The organism is Legionella clemsonensis (assembly GCF_002240035.1).
GTDB lineage: Bacteria > Pseudomonadota > Gammaproteobacteria > Legionellales > Legionellaceae > Tatlockia > Tatlockia clemsonensis.
The window spans coordinates 672068-693675 of record NZ_CP016397.1 but is presented as its reverse complement, the minus strand read 5'-3'; the positions used below and the strand labels follow the sequence as shown (position 1 = coordinate 693675).

Genomic DNA, 21608 nt, shown 5'->3' with positions numbered 1-21608 from the left:
TTGCGGATTGAAATTCATTTGGAGAACAAATTGTGAAAATAGATAGTAAGGTAGCATATGACTAGATATGCTGGTGAAGTTGCCACTCTATTCTCCCACTTCGACACTAAGCAGCTAAAAACATATATCGCAACACTTGGAATAAGTGATGTTAAAATTTTGCATGCGGAAGTTCTACCTCAGATTAAAAATTTATCAAGACGCAAACAAATAAAACAATTTTTAACAGAGCATAAAAAGCAAATTTTTGCTGAGGGAAAACAACCAATTCTCGCAAGCGAGCTCGCAAAAACCGCTACAATTACTGAATATTTGCAAAAAACTTATGAACATCTGACCAAAGAAGCACTGTTTGCTTTAAAAAATAACGAAATCAGACAGTTAGTGCTTGCGCGTGCAACGGATGATGAATTGTTTATCTTAGAACAAAAACTCAAAAGTCTTAAAGATGAACAGCTTACAGCAATTCAACAAGCAATAGATGAAGCCAACAACAAACGAGAATTTAATTCTCAAAAACCTGCAGAATGGCTAAAACAGCATAAAAATCTTCAATGGGATGTAAGTATTTGGAAAAAAATTATTAAGAATGTTCATAAAGCTAACTTAGCAATTAGTAATCATTCAGTCCTTAAATCACCAGAAGCAACCCCAATAACGAAGAAAAATCTATTGTCCCAAATGCTGAATGGCCTTAAAACCACAGCGAAGGTGGCAGTGACAAGTGTAGCTTCACTAGTTAAATGGACAATTTTGTCACCATTTAAAGGATACGCTAAAGCTGTAGGGGCAGTTTGGAAGACTATCACACCCAAACGAGGTAAAGATCAGCGTTTGGGCTCTTGGATTGCGCTCAATGCGGTGACTTTAATTTTTAGTCTTCCTTTGGGAGCTGTAGGTTCTATTGTAACCATCCCTGCTGAATATTTAAGACCTGTTACCAAACCACTTGGAAAAGGATTGAAACAGCTATATAGAAAATCTAGAATTCCTGATAAACCCTATGAATTAAAAATCACAGAAGCGGAAAATGATCGTCTAAAAGTTTTTGCACAAAGTGGAGCAGATGAAATTTCTGCAAAAACCGCTCTAACCGTTATTGGGGAACAAACCGCAAGAACTCCTGAACAAATTAAATCGGCTATTATGACTCGTTTTGGAATGGCCCTTGCTTCTCAAGTTGTCTCTGGAACCCAGACGGATCAACTTAGTTCTATAGGTTCCGTTATTGGTTCTTTAGTTACCTTAGATGATACCAATGTTGAAAAGAACAGCATATTGCGTGCAGTCCGATCCGTAAATCCAGGCGGAACATCCCCTTTTAAAGTAAAAGACGGTGATCATGCCTTTGGCATTGGTGGCGAGCCTGAAATGGTTACATCATTTGAAAGAAATTTGATGGGTAAACTCGTTGATTTACCTCATGCTTTTGAAGATTACGGTTTAAAATTTACAAAAGAAGAAAGAGATCAAATTGCTACCTATCATAAAAATCAAAAACGCTCTGAAAATTTAATTAATATTATGCAGCACGTCTGTGAGGAGTGGGGTGGATATGAAAAAATACCCGGCAAAGACGATTATCGAAAATTAGGCCCAGCAGAATTTCTAAAAGGACAAAAGAAATACCAGACAAAACTCGATTTGGCCGGCAAGGCTTTACAAAGAGGCTGTCTGGAGCTGAAAAATGGTGAAGCTTTATATCTTGAAACAGGACTAGAAGGTCACGCCATGCAACTTGTTATAAAGCGAGAAGGTAACCAATTTAAGCTTTCAACTTATGATTCTTCTGGTGCTTTAGAAAATACGACTAATAAAGGTTCACTAGCCGGTTTACTTAAACTTTCCCGCATAGGTAACAGTGGAATGCGGAAAAATGCTTTATCATTCAAAGTATCCGAAGAGCGTCTTAATTCTGCTGAGGGATTAGCCTATTTAACTGATTTAATCCATTCAAAAAGCTATGCAGGTTGGGCACAAACCCATATTGAAGAAAATGTTAGACATACTTCAATGGAAGAGCGAAACCAAATGGGTGACAGCATTATGGGTAGGCTCAGAAAAGCTTTTGCTTTAAATGATCAAGCTTATGTCTACCAACGGTATATTGAAAGATTTAGCTATTTAGCATCGGAAGACGCCCCTCCTCAGTTCGAAGAACTATTGCAACGCCCGCAAAACACGGGGAATTGTTATGCTAAAAAAACACAATCCAATGAATTGTATGAATTAGGAAAATCAACTTATAAGAAAGTGCGATTAGCAATGCTACTCGAACAACGACAGGCCTTGCTTTCCGACATTTGCGGTGATAAAAAAGGGGAACAGGCATTTGTGGATGCCGAATATATCCCTATACTTAAAGGGCTGGAGCCCGAATATCTTTCTCCTGCAGAATTGCATGAAGCTTCTATGCGTTTAACTGAAATAAATGAACCACCCTCAAACCAATATTATCAAAATTATTTCACTTCCTTGATAGATCTTAAGGAACAGTTGGCAAAAGCGCCTGAGAACAATGACAAAAATCTTGCAATAAGGCGCATTGAACAAAAAATTGCAAATCATGCCAAAGAACTTTATTTTTATTTAAAAAGTGCGGGCAGAGACGAAGAGATTCAAGAATATTTTATTCCTGAAGTATATAGGGATGACTCTTTTTCCTGGGAGGGTAATGTATTTCCTTTCAAAGAGGATGATGAAGGAAAACTTCTCTTCACGGCATTAAATAGAGTATCAGAACATGCAGCTGCATTAGCTTGGAAAGCAAGTCTGCAGATATTAAATCACCAAATTCAAAAACTAAGTGTAAATGAGCGACATATACATTCGCCTAATCAACGGTTAGAACATGCCAGCTATTGGAGAGCTTCAGGAAATGTAACATTAAAAGATTTAGAGAATGCGAATATTGTTTCTTTTGTTACAGGTTTTTCCAGAAATGAAGACACTAAGATTGAAATAAATATAGGCAGAACACGTAAAGAAATTGATAAAGCAACTTTTTTTCGCTTAGTTATAGCGAATAAAGAGGCCTTAACTAATCCTAAAGTCATGGGATTACTTGATGCTTTGCGTAATTCAAAACCAGAAATTGAAAAAAGATACATTAAAGAAGTATACCCAGCGCAACGTCAAGCATTTATAGAAAAATTAACGACCAATATAGAAAAGGCAGACTTAAATATAAATACTACCCTAAGTCGGTTAGAGCAAGGTCAAGAAAAAGTAAAAATATTAATGGCACAATGCCAAGAAAATATTGATCACCTGAATGAAGAAATCTTCAGTGAAAAAACATTGATTGGTGAAGGAAATAAATCAATAAAATTACAAAATTTAGACGCTAGAGTCCAATTCTTAATGCAAGAAATGGATGAACTAAATGCTTTGAAAATATCTGTGTCCAATAAGTTGCTTAATCTTCGTGGAAATAATGCTGAAAAAACCAGAGCTGAATTAATCTTGGCGAAACTGAAAGATAATGACCCTAAATTAAACACAATGAACGCTGTCTCCCGTGCTTTTAAAGAGGCAATGAATGAACTTGAAGAGGTTCGTAAACAGCTTATATCACGTGTTAGAGAATTCGAGGAGGATGATGTTGAGCAACAATCTAATCACCGACTTCAAGGACTAAAGGTTTTTCGAGAAAAAATTATTAGTAATTATCTAAGGGCAAATCCAGATTATCGTATTCTCGATGAACTTGCGATGGGAAATATAGGAACCGAAAAGCAAAAAAACCGAGAGTTGTATTCGCAAACTCCTGAAAAAAGAGAGGAGTTTTATAAACAAGGAAAAAATACCTTCTTGAAAGGTTCCGTATTTCAAGAAATTCAAAGTTTAAACCAACAACTTAAAGGGAAAATTACTGGAGAAATAGAGCGTAGAGTTCTTCTTAGTACCGATATATATGGACCCAGTTCACTAGATACAATGAGTAGTGGAAATAGTATTTATGCCAGTATTGAAGAGCAAGCAAAAATGATCACTCAGAAACCTATTTCATCTACTGTAAAAACAGAGTGGATGAAAGGAATGTTTGCTATTTGGCTGAAGCATGAAGACAAAGAAAAATTATATAATCTACAAAGAAAATCAGATTCAGAAATTGCAATAAAAAAGGTTTTTCAGCATTTCCTTCACCAAAAAGCAAATATTAAAGTTGCATCGTTAAAAGAAACTGAATTCCCAGTTGAGCTTTCAATCCAAAATTTGGGTTGGAAGACAATTACCGAAGAGGAAATGGTTCAATATCGTAAGGCTCAGCATAAAGCTTCACTTACGATTGCCGAACGCTTTAAAGCAGTGTTTAGCAGAAAACCTAAACAAACACCTGAGCGCGAGCCTGCTCCTCTTCCCGTTCAGCTGACCGCCATCGATTTGATGGCAACACATGCTCCATCTGCGGGAGCAAAATTCAATGCCCCAGCTGATATAGAGTTTATTCCTTTGTATACGGATACGGTCATTGATGGTAGTACTTTAGATTTCTTGCGGGAAAATCCCACACCCACCCTACCAACAGAGTTAACGCTGGAAAAGTGTAATGAATATTATCAAGCAGTAAGTAGTTACCTTGAAAAATTAGAAGGACATCAAGGCTTAGAAAATAAAGAGCAACGTATTACGGAGTTTTGCCATTCGGTTGCTGCCAATACTTTAATTCTTCCATTTCCACCCGGTGCAAAACTAGTAATCGACCTTTCTACGTCCATGTTAGCGCGTTATAAGGATGATAATGGAAATTTTGATACATTGTTTATGAAATTAGAAAATTCTCAGCGCGCTCAGATTTTAACGAATTTAATCAAATTTAATTTAACTCAACTCCCTAACATCCCAGGAAGCAAAACCAAAGTTGATGCAAAATTTTATTCCACTATCAAACATTGGGAACGATTAACTATTCCAAAAGACACGACCATGTCTGAAAGAATTGCGCAACTAGAACCCGGGGGCTCTATACCAGTTGATAATTCTCTCATTGAGGCCGTAGATTCTTCAATTCTCTACTCTCCCATTGGCCTCGAAGGGATACTTGAAGGTCAGACAGGACAACAAATAGCTTTAACGGATTACGGGAAACAAAAACAAGATGACCAGGACGAGGAATTTACTGGTTTACGTAAATTAGCTGACCGACTTGGAATGCGCAATGGTGATAAAATTTTAGCGCATCAATTTATTCAGTTCTACGATAAAAAAATGCTGCTTTCCGCTGATGGACTTAATAGCACCGCAGGACGCGAGCTATTTATCAGAGCTTTTGTTGATGCATTTGTCAATGCGACAGATTCTGAAAAAGAAAAACTTTTACAACATATCGAATTAATCCAGTTAGATCCTGAACAAGCTAACAGCTGTAATCTTATGGTTTCTCATGAAATTTTTCTTGAAGAGGTATTATATCGTGCATCTATACTTGATCCTAAAGCATTTAAAGGGGCAGGAGAAAGTCGACAGAGAGAAGCTATACTAAGCCAATCCATTGCATTTATCAAAGAATATACTGATCCGACACAAAAAGATGGCCTTAAGCGACTTTTTGGCTTTGCGAAAGAAATTAATTTAATTACATTACAGATTGAGAGTGCCCGGGCTAAGGGTGCGCCACAAACTGAAACTGATAAATTGTATGCGAAGTTAATTTACTCAAATTTAGCTTATCAATTGATGTATGACCAAACTCCTGAAGATACTTTATTAGGCATTGATAAGAATTTTGAAATCATTCGGGAAATGGCCCTGGTTCAGGCTAATATTAATAAAGAACAACACCACATCATTCAATTTTCTAAGGATCTAAAAGATCCTGCAAAAGCGAGGATATTTGAAAAGGAATTTAAAGAATATGCTGAAGCAAGAAAATTCAATGATATGATGGTTAATTTACAAGGAAAACCCTCTTCCTCCCCTGTGCCTGGCTTTATTTCATTAGGTGGTATCAACAGCCTCGATACCTTACACGGAGCAATTTACATTGGTGCTAATAAATTGGGATATATACCAGCCCACATTCAATCAAACATTGCCCTAGAAATATTATCCATTCATCGCCTTCCATTTAAGCCGAAAGATGGTGGATACATATATACTGAAGGTAAAAAAATTAAAGCCTCAATAACTCCACAGGAAGATGGCAGTCTTATTATTCAAAGAGAACTAAAAACTATAGATGGTAAAGATATTACTCTACAGTATATTCCACCTGAAAAAATAGAAGAGGTGCTGCCAATATCACTTCGAAGGAGAGTGAATGCGGATCACTTCTTCATCGATAAGGATAACGCTATCCATGCTTTTAATGCTGATTTCACACCCGTGTTAAAAATAAGCAAAGAGAATGAAATTTGGAGTGGAAAGTTATTAGATAAAAATAACATGTTTATTTCAATAGTTCTGAATAAGGAGTTAGACCTTATTAAGGATCTTTCAAAAATCTTCCCTTCTAAAGAAATGATTGCCGTTGATAAGAACACAGTATACGTACCGTCAATCTTTAAATTTATAATCAAAGATGAAACTTCACCACATTATTTTATTGCAGACAGTAAAACAGACCATTCCTCCCGTAAGCATTTTGAAGTAACCAAGGAAGGAAACGCAATTTTGCAAAAGGTATTAAGTCCTGCAGAGGCTGCAGAGGTTGCTAAATTAGAGAAAAAAATTGTTTCGCTGACATCGGATTTAGCTGCCATTACTCAATCCAATCTCGTAAGTAAACAGTCTAAAGCAAAAATTAAAAACTCTATCAAAGCTTGTGTATCTAGAATTAGAGAAATAAAGGATGCAGAAATATTTTTATTTGTAGGTGATTCGCCGAAAATTAAAGAATTGGAAGAAAGATATGCTCAATTAAGAACAGAGATGCTAGGTGCTTACGCTGCATTTAAAGATGGGGGTAAAGATAGGGAACAAGTAGCTTCAAAATATGACCAAACCAAAGCCGCATTTTTTAAAGTGCAGAATGAACTAAGGAGAGCTTACGCAACGACCGATTATTTACGCGTCTATCAAATCAAAGAAGAAACTTTAAAAGCCAAGGATTTTCATAGTATCTTACACATTGGACTAATCGAAGGAAAAACGCAGATTTTAATCCAAATGTTGAGTGCAAATGTCCCCACTTCACCATTAAAAACAGTTGAATTAGAAGAGTTATACAATCTTCAGGCTCAATATGTAAACCCTACTACCACGGAAGAGCATCTAGCACGCGTAACATTGCTTGGTATTGAGATAACACATCATTTATTAGAAAGAACCGCGGCTGCCACAGGAAAATCTTCTGGGTGGAATAGAAAAGCGTACATGCATGCAATTAATGCGTTCAAAGAATCCGTAAGTGCTGTACAGAAAGCTCACGAGTCTATACCCGTTCAGCAATTTTCAGAGTTATGGCGAGCAATAGAATCAGAATTTGTAAAAGACGATGAGGTTATTAAGTTCTTTTCTAAGCCAATAAAACAATTGCCGGAAATTATCAAACAACCTCTCAGCATCAATACCAAAACTAATAATATGCCAATAGAAAATTTTGATGGACATACTCAGATTGAATTCCGAATCTATGAGAATCCTCTTTCTCTTATTGATAAAGAGCAAATGGAACTTGCTACTCGATTAAAAAAACTCGAAGGTTTTGAAGAATCCATACAGGCACAGGAAGATGGGTACTACTATGAAAATTTTGGGTTATTTAATAATAAAACATTAGAACACTTATTTAGTATTACCTCCAAGCATCTTGGCATTGAAGGTTTAACTAAAGCCAATATCGAAGATCTCCTAACACTAATGAAAGAAAAGCAATGGATAAAAAATGTTGCAGATATGGAGGGAAAATTTCAAATTGCTAAACATCCTATTGAGTTCTTTTCCCATCCAGATGTTGGGGCCTTTCTTGCTGAGAAAGGTTTTGACAGAGGAGCAATAAAAACGGTTTCTGATCGCTTGGAGACCTTTTTATATCAAACCGCAGTAAATGGGGGTGCATACACTTTTGCAGCTGGTCACAAGGAGGAGTTGCGCCTAAAAATAACCGACGCTCAGAAGCATTACAACCTTGAATTTCTTGGAGCCAAAAACAAAATTGATTCACTTTTGACCCAAGCTTCTGACGAGATCACAATGGCAGATTTGCATGCGGCTTATTTGTTAAATGATTACCGGGAAATCCTTAGCAATTTTCCTCCGGAAGAACATGTTAAAGTGCAAATTGCTTTAAATAATGCCATGACGCGAATGCTGTACTATAAGACTGAATTGGATCATTTGAATGATGTGCAAAATACCTTTGAAATGGGACAGGATAGTAAAGCTATTTCAATGCTATACATTAAAAGAAATTATCCCTTAGATAAACTACTCCTATCAGCATCAAAATTAGATAAAAACTCTACTCCAGAGGAAGTGTTTAAGGAAGAACAAGAGCAAAAAATGCAACGAGCATTCTTATTATTTGAATCTGAATTCAATCACCGTTGTAATACTCGTCAAGTGAATGTGTTCCGCGGATTATTATTAGACGAGGAAACGAATCCCGATAAAATTGATTCTGCCCAGGCAAGAATGGGCTTTGGTAAAACGACATTATTACCTTTAGTTGCACTCTATAAAACAGGAGGCGATAAACTAGTACGCTTCATTGTTCCAAAATCTGCTTTGGAAACCAATACCGCTGACATGTCGGTTACCCTAACCAATGTGATAGGTAAACGTGCAGTAAAAGATGATTTTCAACGGTATAGTATTGCCTCAGATCCTAAAGCTGACATGGGATTAGAGAGTTCACGTCTTCAATCTCTTCAAAGTGCAAAAGAAGATTTAAAGAAACGACTAGCAATATATAAGAAAATCATCGCCAATAGAGAAGTTTTGGTCCAATCGCCTAGTGTACGCAATTCAATGGAGTGTCAAGCTAAAATCTTTTTAGACATGCTTCTTAGGATTTCAGAAAAACCAACAGCAACAGAAGCTTTGCAAAACAAAGAACTAATAGAATGTATTTCAGTATTAAATGAAATTCGTTCAATAACAACGATATCTGTCTTTGACGAATTAGATGCAACTCAGGATAGTGCAACAACGGAGGTTAATTATACTTCAGGTAATAAACTACCTCTGGATCCTAAAGAAATTTATCCATTAGAAGTTATCACTCAAACTATTCTGGCTGCCAAAGATAAATCACCGGCTAATTTAGCTAAGTTATTACTGGATAAATTCAATGTCCACGGGGAAGACAGAGCCAGTATCTCCAATTACATTCTCTCCTTAGAAGAACGAGAACCCAGCTCTGTGACTCCAACAAATAGTACATTAGTATATTTAATGCGTGCTATTTTAACGGATCCCAAAGGTATACTCACGCTTTTTACCGAGAAAGAGGCTGGAAAAGATTTTGGAGTTTGGTTCCAAAATGGTAGTGACGGTAAGAAAAAATACGATTTTGAAGCACTGAGAACAGCGACTGAAACACAAGCAAAAAATCCTTTACTGATTACTGTACCCTATTCATCTGCCAATCAACCCAAACCACAGGGCTCGAGATTTGACAATCCAGAAGTAACTGCGATTACAACCTTCCTATATTATCTTGATCCCAATACTGAAATCTGTGCAGTACCTCATTTTGAATTTTTAATAGAATCATTTAGAAGTGGTTCTGGTGAAAGACCCTATTTAGATCCGACAGAACAACATATTGAACCAGAGTTTGCTGACGCTTTAGAAATTATAAAAAAAGTTGCTGAAACGCCGGAAACAGTTTCTCGAAATGAAAAAAGAGAGGCTTACTTTACAGAGATAGCACGAATGCCTGCGTTCAGAAGAATGTTAGCACGTACTATTATTCAAGATCAGATTAAATTTGACGCAGGAAAAGCTAATAGTAATCGTTACGAACAAGGAACTCCCCAAGATGTGGTCATCGGTTTTTCGGGAACGGCCGGGGATACCTCTTCACATTTTAAAGAAAATATGCTTGATCCGGCGGCTGATGGAAATATGACTTTGGGTATTATGGCCCGTTCAGAAAATCAAGGCACTCATATTGTTAATTCAGCCAGTTTATCAGAAGTAGATGAAAATTATAGCGCAGCAATGATTGCTCAATTTGCTGAAATGTTCGAAGACAGTACTAGAGCTCTTATTGACGTTGGAGGATTGTGTAAAGTATCCAATCGCGAGGTAGCTAAGGAAATTGCACTGCAATTACGAAAAAGTATCAATCCAAAACTAAATAACCTTGAAGGGGTTATCTTCTATGATGATATCACCAATATGAAAAAGGTGCTAATTTTAGATGCTCACAGTAAAGAAACGATAAAAGATTTAACACCCGAACTGGTGGCGAAATCCGACCTTGAAGGCAAATTTTTTACGTACTATGACCAAAGCCATTCTCGAGGTGCAGATATCAAACAAATGGATGGGGCCAAGGCCATTCTTACCGCAAGTTTAACACTTGATAATAATGATTATAAACAAGCCATTATGCGAATGAGAAAAATTATTGATAGAAATTTAAAACAATCATTTTCTATCGCTGTGCCTGATATAGTTAGGAATAAAATACTGGAGGATTTAAAGCTCCCCAAAACACATACACTAACTGGTAATGATATTGCCTTTTGGTTAAGACAAAAAGAATTAAAGAATGATTTAAACAAGGTTGCGATATTGACAACTGAATTAGATGCTATTGTTAAAAACGCTATTCTACAACAACAAGCAAACATAACAAATTTTATGACAGGCTCCAATCTTACTCCAGAGCAAATTAACATTTTCAAGGATTGCATTAGTGAATTAAATGAAATATCAAAATTTATTTCCGGTAGTTCACCCAATTTGCAGACAAAATATGGGGGATGTTACGGAAAAATTAAAAAAGAAGTATTTATACAGGATTTGGACACTCGATTTAAAGCCAGAATGGCAAATATTTTTACCTCCGTAAATAAAGCTAGAATAAAGTTAGAGCTGAACGCCCTATCAGAAAAAGATAAAGAGCCTTATTTTGCTATGGAAAGAGAAGTAATAGAAAGACGAGCAGCGCAAATTTCTCCGGAATTTACTATTCCACAAGAAGGAAACTCGCTATCAGAAGCACAATCTGAGACTGAAAACCAATCACACAGTCAATCAGAAAGTCAAAGCCAAAGTCAAACTCAAACATATGCATTTTCTGATGTTAAAAATGAAGAAGTGGTTGTTGAAGTTAGAATTAAAAAACCAAACATTACAGTAGAACCAGCCTCTGTGGATTTCCTTTTGACGAGCGAGAAAACCCAAACTCTTTCACTAGCTAGTAAAACACTACACATGACTCAATTGTTTAAAGAGGAAGATTCTATTAGATGTAGTCCCAGTTATAAGGGCAAGGGAGCCCACTTAATTCCGCCCATACGGTATTTTCTGGCCAGAGAATCAAAAAGCCCTCAGGTTATTATAATAAACCAAGCTGAAGCAAATGCCTTTAAGAATTCGGTTGTAGAAGGTTGGAGCTTGTATGATATTCGTTCCGATAGTGCAGAAGGTTTATTACCCATTGTAGGCCCCAAAGTTAAGTCATTAGAAGGAAAACTGTTAAATAAATTAAATTTTGCCGCGTATCGATATCAAGTTGAAGGTGGAAACGTTGAAGAATTAGCAACCGCTCTCAACGGTATATGCACACCAACACAATTAGAGCCCTCACTGACAATTCAGTATGCAAATGCTCCAAATGTCTCAAAAGAAACCCCTATATTTGAATTAGCAACCTGGGGATTTGATGGTATTGATAAGCAAGAGATCCAAGTCAGGATAAAGCCAACAAATCAAACCATTACGGATAAAAAAGGCATTACACATCAAAAAACAGGGGTTACAATTTCAGTACAAGTACCAACAAAGCAAACCACTAAACAACCTGTCGAACAACAAAGTGCAATAGGCCAAACTAAGAAAGAGCCACAATTAACTAGCACGAATATTTTTATTTCATCTAGATTAAAAGAACGTATTTTGGCTGGAAATCATTCTCAGCTATCCCTAATTGCCAAAGAAACTATGGATGCTTACAAAAAAGCAATGATTAAAAGAAAAGAGATTCGTAAAGAAATTGCCGATGTTAAGGCTGCTAAAGCTGCGCTGCGGCAAGAATATAAAGGTGAAATAGAGTATGGGCCAGAAAAAGAGGCGGACGATCAACCCATTGCCATAAAAGGAAAAATTAAAGATTTGGAAATTAAAATTGCTAGACTTGTTAAAGAAGCAAAAGAACAGATAGCTGTTCAATTTCCTGAATCGGCTAAAGATGAATTAAATCAACGGAAAAAGCATCAGGACATGCTAAATGATCAGCTTCGCTCAATGTGCTCTGGAACAGGAGACTATGAAGAAGACAGCGGTCTTCGAGTGGATGGGATATTACATGATAATTTGGGAGAAGCTTGTATTTATTTGATGCAGCAGCTTTACAAACAACACTCAGTCAAAAGACTGACCACCCAACAAATTAGTGAAAAACTTGATGATTATATCGACCAGGTTTTTGAAGCAGTTGAGGAAAGATATGAGGAGTTTATTACTCCAAGCGGTAAGGGTACTTTAATTGATTCATTATTCCAAGCGGCAAGAGAGCCTCCGACTCGTAAAAATGATAATGGAGAAGATGTACCAAATACAGATATAAAAATAGAGGGTATGGATTTAAATCAATTTCTGCGCTATCACCTCTATGATCTTGACATATATGATGATTTTATCTATGAGAATGAACCAGAAAGAAATGCTAAAAAATGGAAACCTTTTGTTGAGGGTATTCAGCGCGAAATAATTTTAGCTAGAAAAGATAAAAATTTAACGCCGGAGGCTTTTCTCGAAAGCATGACTTCTCGTGTAAAACGAATAGCTCTTGCAGTGAACGATAATGAAGAAATTTCCGAGAGAAGAATTCCCCGTATTGGAGAGTTTATTTCAACTGTTATGCAAAGGTTATCTATTTCGGCCAATTCTGAAGAAGATGAAGAGGAAAATAAGGCTGCCTTAAAAAGAAATATAAGGAATGTAGTTACACAAAGATTACTAAATGCCACAACGAATCCATCATCTGAAGATCGAAAAGAAAAAAATTTCTTTGTGATCCTTCATGGGGTCATGAAAAGCAAGCTTGGAAAGCCTGATTATGAACTGCCTCCCGAACTTTTAGCCTATAATAAAGCACCCGTTAAAGCGGCTGATATTAAGCCAGCGATCATAAAAGCACTGGAAAGTCAGCACATGGTCGTTTCAACTAAGGAAATTGACAAAATGACACAAGATGCGGTTAATTTTTTGAATGGTCATAAAGCCGCTGAAAAGATACTTGATAATTACAAAGCCAAATCTTCGCGCTCAAAAGAAATATATATTAAAGGCCCTGATGATGAACGAGCAAAAGGCATCATTTTGCATGCTGATTTTAAAATTTTAAGAGATCTTGATAGAAAAGTGTTGCCTCTACAAAATCAGTTAATTAAAGCAAGGGAAAAATATAAGAAGGATTTAAAAGCATTGGAAGAAAAACATGCTGAGATTCGTGGTAGAGCTAAGAAAAATGAGGAAGAAGTTCAAAAAATAAAAGGGGAAGTATCTGTTCTTAATAAATTAATAAACGGCGCTAAAAATTTACTAAAAATATGTGACAATCATCATATTAAAGTAGCTGAAAAGGATGCTCTGGAGTTTATTGACGTTCATTTTGATGTGCCCACCATTGTTGAAAAAAATATTTCCGCTGACGTCGACCTACTATTTACCCCCCCTGAGTATCTGCAACTAGAAAAGGATATGAAAGCTCAGCTCGATCAATTGCATGGATTGGACTCAGGCCTTGAGGAAAACTGCGGTTCCGCCTTCAATAAAAGCGTGCAATCAGTGGTTATCCCCGCAGCGAAAGTTGTGCAAAAAAGAGAATGCAAAGTCGACGGCTTAGGCTTAAGAGAAAAACAGGAAGTTAATTTAGAAATGGCTAGCGAATGTGAATTGGCAGAAGCTCGTCAACGAGAAGAGCAAACTAGAAATGCAGAGAATGATGAAACAGTACAATTTGAGGAAAAGAATCTAGCTCAAGAAAAGGTTAATGGTAAATTACAAGCTCCTCCTACTCACTCTTCTGTCGCGACCTTAAATACTGGTACATCAGATATTACAAAGCAAATTAAAGAAAAGATGGGAAGATTGCGCAATGAAAATGTTGAAACAGGCAAGACTATAACAATCTCCAAATAAACTCATCAACATGACGGTCCTTTTAGTTAGAATCAACGAAATTAATAGGCTAATTAATAAGCTGTAGTACAATTAGCTCCTTAATATTTTAAATTAAAGGTTCCTCTTTATTATGCCTAGTTATTATGAAGTTTTAGGATTGGATCCAAAGAATAAACAAACGATTACTCAAGCTGACATTAAAAAAGCCTACACAAAAAAACTACTTGATATTCATCCAGATAAACATCCTGAATTACCTCCTGAAAAGTTAGATGAACTGAATCAGAAGTTTCAACAAGTGAGGCTTGCCTATTTAGTGTTAGGAAATGCTCAGACAAGAAAAGAATATGATGAAGAAAAAAATATTTCTTATAATTATTTAAGTAAAGAAGAAGATGAGGATTATCAATCTTTTTTAAGGGAGTTAAAGAAAGATCCGATAATTAATTCTTTTTTCTCTAGAATAGATGACCATATCCTATGGTTTAATACTGAGTTAAATAAAATTATTCATGAAGAATATTTAAAATTAAGTGGCTTTTGGGGAGTAAGAAGTACTTGTCATGCCTTTATGAGTGTGTACCTTAATCCCTATTATTGGGTGTATGGTGCATTATCAGAATCACTCAAGCTGAACGAAAAGTTCAAATATTATGCTGTTGATAATTTTTACAGGAAATATAGCCTCTGTGATGCATTAATTTGTTCTGCACTTGCTGCTTTTATAATAAATGTCCCCTTGGGATTTTTTTGTGCATTCCCTCCTGCATTATTAGCTGCAGTTATGTTGCTCACAGTTGTTGCATCAGCTCTTTTAACGTTTCATTTAGCGCAAGCTTGTTGCACTAATGAAAAAAAGCATCTTGTGACTATAAGAGAGACAAAATATTCTTTCTTTGCTCCTGCGGAAAGAATAGAGTTATGCGGCGCTACTAATTATCAAGAAGCTTCATCAGCACGCTATATTGAAAAAAATGAACTCAGTTTGTTTCAGTCTAACCGCGGTATTGCTTATAACCGAATTTATCAATTGAGAGGGCTTGAATTGCCTGACGAGCATGTCGAAAAATCAGGGATGGAGGTAATAGCAATTTAAGTGGCGGAACAGAGAAAATTTTCAAATGCAGTGAATATTAGACGCATCAATTCGGTCGGGACAGGCTATAAGGAAAATTTACCGAGGCAGAACTTGCGGCAGCTCGAAAAGCAATTATCAAACCCAATGAAGTGACTACAGGAAAAGATTTACGCTAACGTGATTACCTTGGAAGGATCTTTTAAGTTTACTGCTGACGTTTGTTCATTAATTCTGCTTAACATAAAATCTGCACAGGATTTTACAAGTACATTAATATCATTCCAGTATTCCTCTTCCCAACCAATGCATATGGATTTAGCTCTGTTTATTACAGGCTGGTACCTTTTAGGTAAACGCTGCACTACCCAATCAGCTGCAGCAGGTTTTGATCTAATCTCATTCGTTACTAACGTACTCCAAATTCGTGCATAGGTCAGTAGCACATTGCGAGTATCGTGTTCAAGATCAGCTGAAAGTCTCTCAAGATCATGGAGCATCGCCTTTATAAAATCACGATAAGGGACGGGGGCTAATAATTGTTCAGGCTTTGATCCGAACAAGGTGTGGCTCTTCAATAATACTTGCGTAATAATCAAAGCAAGATCAGGCATTTCACGACTTTGCCATGGTGCAACATTTCCCTTTTCAAAGGATTGACGCAGCCAATCACCATATTGAAAATCAAAAAGAGGAGGATAATGCCACGGATTGATAGCCCTCTTTTCCACTAGGGTCACTTCTAGCGGTGGCTTTGTACTTTTCATATAAATGCCTGATATTTGAAGAAGATGGCTAATTAACTCCCTTTTTTCTTTAGTGTTCATGGCACGATTGGTGACAACAAATAAGTCAATGTCACTGTACTTTTGTAAACCGCCTACAAGAAAAGAGCCATAAAGATAAACGCCTAAAAGATCTGCGCCTAAAACCTTTGTCAGCACATCAAGGCATTCATTGAGTTGTTGCTTCACATCACGCTGTTTTTTATCATCAATAGTCATAGTGATTATTAATTAGATTCATTCAAATCTTTGACCTGATAAAATCCATAATGAGCTCTACTGATTCCTCAATAGAATACTCCGAGGTGTCTAAGGTCATTGATTTTGATAGCCATGGTTCATAATCTCGATTTAATACATCAATCCAGTTAGGTAACCTGTGTCCTGGTATATCGGCTTTCCTGGTTTCAATGCGGCGTTGGTGCGCTTTGGCATTTGAACACACCAGCTCGATTTCAATAAAAGGAGTATTTGCATCCATTGCTACTTTTCGCCAAGCATTACGTGTAATAGCAATGGGGTTGACTGAATCAGCAACTACAGAAAGTCCTAGCTTTAGGTTATCTAATGCAATAGCATAAGATATCATGTACCCTTCAGGCCCAACCCTTTTTTCCGCAAAACCAGAGAATTTTTTAAATGCCTGTTCCACTGTATCAATTCGTAGATAAACTGCTTTTAATTGTTTAGCAAGTTGTTTTGATAAAGTTGTTTTCCCGGTTCCCGGGAGTCCGCCAAAAATAATTAACATGTACGTACCTACTAGTTGGTCTTATGTAGCGCGCTTCCTGACAAGTCAGGGCATTATTTATATGAAGCAAATACCAGAACAGCTTGCATTAGAGGCTCCTATTACTCAGGTTTTGTATACTGGGTTTCAAGCCCCTGTTCCACAAATTATTGCACATCATACTCAGCAAAGACCACTTATTATATACGCTTAAAATAGCACAGGTATTATGGTGCATTCATGAGGCACTAACCCACTATAGATTGAGAATTGCCTGTGATCCAGTACGATTTATGCTAACCCAGAGGCATAGGAAGCTTAGTGGTCGGTTAAAAAAGGCTAGTTCTGGATAACACAATCACTATAACCTATACTTTTTTAATATATTCACATTTAAGAACAATGCATGAGGTCAGCGGATTATATTGTCAAAGATAAGCTGAAACGGAGGCTAAAAGATTTACGTGTATCAGTGATCGATTCCTGCAATTTTCGTTGTACTTATTGCATGCCTGCGGAAATTTATGATCAATTTCATTTTCTTAAAAAAGCTCAACTTCTAAGTTTTGCTGAGATCATTCGTGTAATTAAAGCATTCACAGCTCTGGGTGTTTCTAAGATCAGGCTAACAGGAGGAGAGCCTTTACTCAGAAAGAATCTTGAAGAATTAGTTAGACAAATTGCTAAAATTCCAGAAATTAATGACATTGCTTTAACGACGAATGGTTATTTTTTAGCTGAAAAAGCCCTCTTATTGCACAAGGCAGGGCTACAGCGTGTCACCATTAGCATTGATTCTCTCAATGAAGAGACTTTTAAAAAAATGGCCGGTCGTCCAGTTGATATCAATCGGGTTTTGCATGGGATAGAACATGCAAAAAAAGCTGGTTTTGATGTCATAAAAATCAATACTGTTTTAAGACGTGGTGTAAATGAACAGGAGATATTACCGCTTGTGCGCTATTTTAAAGGTACTGGAATTGTCCTTCGTTTTATTGAATTTATGGACACTGGAAATAGTAGAGGTTGGGATTGGACACAAGTAATTCCATCTTCTGAAGTCATAGAACAAATTCATTCCCAATATCCTTTGGAGCCGATCAACAACACGGGATCGGAGGTAGCAAAACGCTATCGATATTTAGATGGGTCTGGTGAAATTGGTGTAATCTCTTCAGTAAGTCAGCCCTTTTGTGGAAATTGTACCCGCGCGCGTTTATCTGCAGACGGCCAGTTTTATACCTGCTTATTTGCTGAAAAAAAGCTAGATATAAGACAAGCGTTGCGTAATGGTATTAGTGATCAGAAATTAAAAGAATGGTTAGGCCAACGTTGGCAGTTGCGTCAAGATCGCTACTCCGAAATTCGTCATTCACTTTCATTGAAAGAGATTCAAAGAAGAAAAAAAGTCGACATGTTTCGGGTAGGTGGCTAATTTATTTAAACGAGGAGCGAGCAGGAATGATACATCAGCATACTTCAGAATCTAGCAAGAAAGAAGCCATTTCTGATCCATGGAATAATAGTCTTCCTGAACATGCTTATAGAATGGTGGATATAGGGAAAAAAACTCCGACCTTCCGCTGCGCTGTCGCACAAGGAAAAATTTATGTGGGTGAAAAAGCGTTTAGGAAAATTCAAGATAAAACCATGCCCAAAGGTGATCCTTTAATACTTGCTGAAGTGGCAGGAATTACGGGGGCGAAATGTGCTTTTCAATGTATCCCTCTTTGCCATCCCTTAAATTTAGATCAAGTTATTGTACTGTCGGAACCGAATGAAAAAGAATTTTCAATTATGATCTATTGCATCGTCTCAGCATTTGCTAAGACCGGTGTGGAAATGGAAGCCTTAGCCGGCGTCAATGCTGCCTTATTATCCATTTATGATCTTTGCAAAATAGTCAATAAAGAGTTATTGATAAGTGACATTTATCTTTTATATAAAGAAGGGGGTAAATCAGGATTATGGGTACATTCTCAAGGTGTCCCAGAATGGTTGCAGCAAAAATTGTTTTCTCAAACCCCCTTTGCGGATTTACGAATGGCAGTAATCAGTATCAGTGATCGTGCTTATCAAGGGCACGAAGACTATCCTGACATTGGCATTTATTTAAAAGAAGAACTTGAAAAACTTGGGGCTAAAGCCATTTCTTATGCCTTAGTACCTGATGAAAAAGAGTTAATCCAACAAGAAATAAAAAAGGCCGCCGATGCTTCTTGTCATGTCATTTTCTTGCGTGGCGGAACTGGAATTACTAAACGGGATGTTACTACCCAAGCTGTCATCGAAATTTCTGATCGGTTAATACCAGGCTTCGGTGAATTGCTTAGGAAAACAGGTGAACAACATACCCCTTTTACCTGGTTAAGCTGCTCTCTTGGGGCGGTTTTAGGCCGCTCTTTAATTGTAACAATACCTGGTTCAAAAAATGCGATATATGAATCGATGAGAGTCTTACCAGAGCTTCTTGTAAAAGCTGTTGAGGAGCTGCAACGTTTTTAATTGATTAGGAGCCAAATTGGATATTCAAATTAATATAAAGTTCTATGGGATTTTGCATAATTATCATCCTGATGACAAGCTGTTGAAGATAAAGGTACCAGCCCATTTAACAATTCAGGCTCTTTCTCAAATTATCTATACTACGCTTTGCCAAAGCACATCCTATAGTGAGGAAAAAAACAAGGAGCTCATACAAATCCTTAAAAGTTCAGCCTTTGCAAAAAATGATGATTTAATCGAGGAAGACGATTTTGTGTTGCAATCTGGAGATTTAATTGCAATTTTACCGCCCGTTTGTGGAGGATAAAATGAGCACTCAATTAAATAATATTACCATAAAAATTTTATTTTCTCCTTTGTCAGACATTGTAGAAATTTACCAAGAATTTATTAAAAAAATCACTCGCGTGCCCTCAGTATGATGGTGGGATATATCGATTCGTACAATAAAAATAAAGCAGTACGAGGTTTAACCTATGAAATGCATACGGCCTTGGCTGAAAAAACGTTGAGGGATATTGCACACGAAGCTAAAAAACACTTTGATAACAATGCAGCTATCTATATCTCCTGTACAACTGGATATATCCCAGCTGGAGAAGTGTGTACCCTTGTAATGGTATCGGCTAGTTCTTTTAAATTAGCCCATGATATGGCGGGTTATATTATTAATGAAATTAAAAAACGATTGCCAAGATGGAAACAGGAGAATTATTTTGATGGCTCAAATCAATACTTAGCAGGTAACTTTACATTGAAAAAATAGATTATGGTTAAGCACTCCGAAATTACACTCTCCTCTGAGGAGTTGAAGCAATATCAGAGGCAAATAATCTTGCCAGAAATTGGTATTGATGGGCAAGAAAAGCTTAAGAAGGCTAAAGTACTCTGTGTAGGCGCAGGGGGATTAGGCTCGCCTATATTAATCTACTTAACTGCAGCAGGTGTAGGTACCATAGGTATTATTGATGGCGATAAAGTGGATATTACTAATTTACCCCGTCAAATTCTCTTTAGTGAGCGGGACATTGGGCAGAAAAAAGTAATCGCCGCTCGAAAAGAATTACTTCAACTCAATAAGCATTTGGAAATTCATATTTATGATGAGGTACTGGAGGCATCAAATGCTGAAAAAATATTGCAGAATTATGATATTGTAGTTGATGGCAGTGATAATTTTAGCACCAAATATCTTATTAATGATGCCGCTTTAAAGCGGGGTATTCCTAACGTTTATGCTTCAATACTAGGCTTTGAAGGTCGTGTAACTGTTTTTGGTGATAAAGCCGGTCCATGTTATCGCTGTCTTTATCCAGAACCGCCTCAACATTATATTCCAAATTGTGCAGAATTCGGCATTTTGGGTGCATTGGCTGGTATTATTGGTTGTGTGCAATCGATGGAAACAATTAAATGGATCATTAATCAGCCCCCTAGCCCTATTGCCCCCTTTAAGCCTTTGATAGGAAAGCTTTGGACAATTGATGGACGCACTATGGCGGTCAATACCATCAGGATAAAAAAAAGAAAAACCTGTGTGATATGCAACAAACCAAAGGCAGCGATTTTTCTTCATGATTTGGAAAAAAAATGTGCTTCTGAAACCAAACAAATACCGCATATTTCAGCGATAGAGGGAGAAAAGTATTTAAATAGAAAGGATGTTGTATTCTTAGATGTACGGGAACTCGGTGAATGGCAAACGGGTCATGTAAACAATGCCGTTCATTTACCGCTTCCTCAATTATTATCGGATGAGCGCCTTATTCACAAATTAGACCCCACATTAACCTATCTTGTCTATTGCCAAATCGGCAAAAGAAGCGCCGAAGGGGCTAGTCACTTACTAAAATTGGGCTTTCGAAAAGTCCTCCATCTTCGTGGTGGTCTTGCAGAGTGGAAAGGCGAGCTTACCCGATAGGCATTGGGGGCACTCATAGTTTATGTCAAAGGAACTTTCATTACACTTCACCCCTTCAGCCTCCTACACCCGTATGCTAATAGGCATTTCTTGCACATGTAATCTTAAACAAAACCTAAAAAGACTCGAAAGGGTTAGATTTAGTGCCATAGGTCAGAATGCGTATCCCAGGTGCTTGCAACCGAGATAAAATCCCCAATCGATGAACTCTCAGCTGCCATAATCTACTTTTAAAATTCTAAAATGAGGTTAGCGCAGCAAAGTTTATAAGGAAGTGCAACCTCATGATCAGTTATAGAAGAGATAAACAAAAGGTGAAACCTATTGCTGCATTTACTCTGAAGC

General features: G+C 37.0%; 9 protein-coding genes. 7 read left to right on the top strand and 2 right to left on the bottom strand.

The genetic code is table 11. The annotated features are described in order from the left end of the window. Positions 1-57: 57 nt before the first annotated feature. Complete coding sequence (locus clem_RS03000; protein ID WP_094090254.1) at positions 58-14265, top strand: DUF3638 domain-containing protein; 14208 nt, start codon at positions 58-60, stop codon at positions 14263-14265. A gap of 112 nt (positions 14266-14377) precedes the next feature. After that, positions 14378-15343 (top strand): J domain-containing protein, encoded by a 966-nt coding sequence (locus tag clem_RS02995; protein WP_094090253.1) that lies wholly within the window; start codon positions 14378-14380, stop codon positions 15341-15343. A gap of 149 nt (positions 15344-15492) precedes the next feature. Here clem_RS02995 and clem_RS02990 read toward each other — a convergent pair whose 3' ends face one another. Both clem_RS02990 and clem_RS02985 read right to left on the bottom strand, forming a co-directional pair. Then, positions 15493-16326, bottom strand: coding sequence for an aminoglycoside adenylyltransferase family protein (locus clem_RS02990; RefSeq protein ID WP_094090252.1), 834 nt, complete (start codon positions 16324-16326; stop codon positions 15493-15495). 22 nt (positions 16327-16348) lie between these two features. Beyond that, entirely contained in the window at positions 16349-16858 is a 510-nt protein-coding gene (locus tag clem_RS02985) for an AAA family ATPase (protein WP_094090251.1), read from the bottom strand. A 385-nt stretch (positions 16859-17243) separates the two neighbouring features. Here clem_RS02985 and moaA point away from each other — a divergent pair, with 385 nt between their 5' ends. The 5 genes from moaA to clem_RS02955 all read left to right on the top strand — a co-directional run bounded on the left by moaA (position 17244) and on the right by clem_RS02955 (position 21263). After that, positions 17244-18272: a GTP 3',8-cyclase MoaA gene (gene moaA / locus clem_RS02975; protein WP_094090250.1), complete on the top strand. Its 1029-nt coding sequence runs from the start codon at positions 17244-17246 to the stop codon at positions 18270-18272. A gap of 26 nt (positions 18273-18298) precedes the next feature. After that, complete coding sequence (locus clem_RS02970) at positions 18299-19342, top strand: cyclic pyranopterin monophosphate synthase MoaC (RefSeq protein WP_094090249.1); 1044 nt, start codon at positions 18299-18301, stop codon at positions 19340-19342. A 16-nt stretch (positions 19343-19358) separates the two neighbouring features. Beyond that, positions 19359-19649 carry a MoaD/ThiS family protein gene (locus clem_RS02965; protein ID WP_094090248.1) on the top strand — a complete coding sequence of 97 codons (291 nt, stop codon included), beginning with the start codon at positions 19359-19361 and terminating at the stop codon, positions 19647-19649. Between the two features lie 111 nt (positions 19650-19760). Then, a complete protein-coding gene (locus clem_RS02960) occupies positions 19761-20108 on the top strand; it encodes a molybdenum cofactor biosynthesis protein MoaE (RefSeq protein ID WP_094090247.1) in 348 nt (115 codons plus the stop codon). Positions 20109-20111: 3 nt separating this feature from the next. Then, the gene (locus clem_RS02955; protein ID WP_094090246.1) at positions 20112-21263 is read left to right on the top strand and encodes a HesA/MoeB/ThiF family protein; all 1152 of its coding nucleotides are present in this window, start codon (positions 20112-20114) and stop codon (positions 21261-21263) included. Positions 21264-21608 lie beyond the last annotated feature (345 nt).

What these genes read in the sequence shown, in the direction of transcription:
- clem_RS03000 (WP_094090254.1), top strand. Translation starts at nt 58, where the DNA reads ATGACTAGATATGCTGGTGAAGTTGCCACTCTATTCTCCCACTTCGAC.
- clem_RS02995 (WP_094090253.1), top strand. Translation starts at nt 14,378, where the DNA reads ATGCCTAGTTATTATGAAGTTTTAGGATTGGATCCAAAGAATAAACAA.
- clem_RS02990 (WP_094090252.1), bottom strand. Translation starts at nt 16,326, where the DNA reads ATGACTATTGATGATAAAAAACAGCGTGATGTGAAGCAACAACTCAAT.
- clem_RS02985 (WP_094090251.1), bottom strand. Translation starts at nt 16,858, where the DNA reads ATGTTAATTATTTTTGGCGGACTCCCGGGAACCGGGAAAACAACTTTA.
- moaA (WP_094090250.1), top strand. Translation starts at nt 17,244, where the DNA reads ATGAGGTCAGCGGATTATATTGTCAAAGATAAGCTGAAACGGAGGCTA.
- clem_RS02970 (WP_094090249.1), top strand. Translation starts at nt 18,299, where the DNA reads ATGATACATCAGCATACTTCAGAATCTAGCAAGAAAGAAGCCATTTCT.
- clem_RS02960 (WP_094090247.1), top strand. Translation starts at nt 19,761, where the DNA reads ATGATGGTGGGATATATCGATTCGTACAATAAAAATAAAGCAGTACGA.
- clem_RS02955 (WP_094090246.1), top strand. Translation starts at nt 20,112, where the DNA reads ATGGTTAAGCACTCCGAAATTACACTCTCCTCTGAGGAGTTGAAGCAA.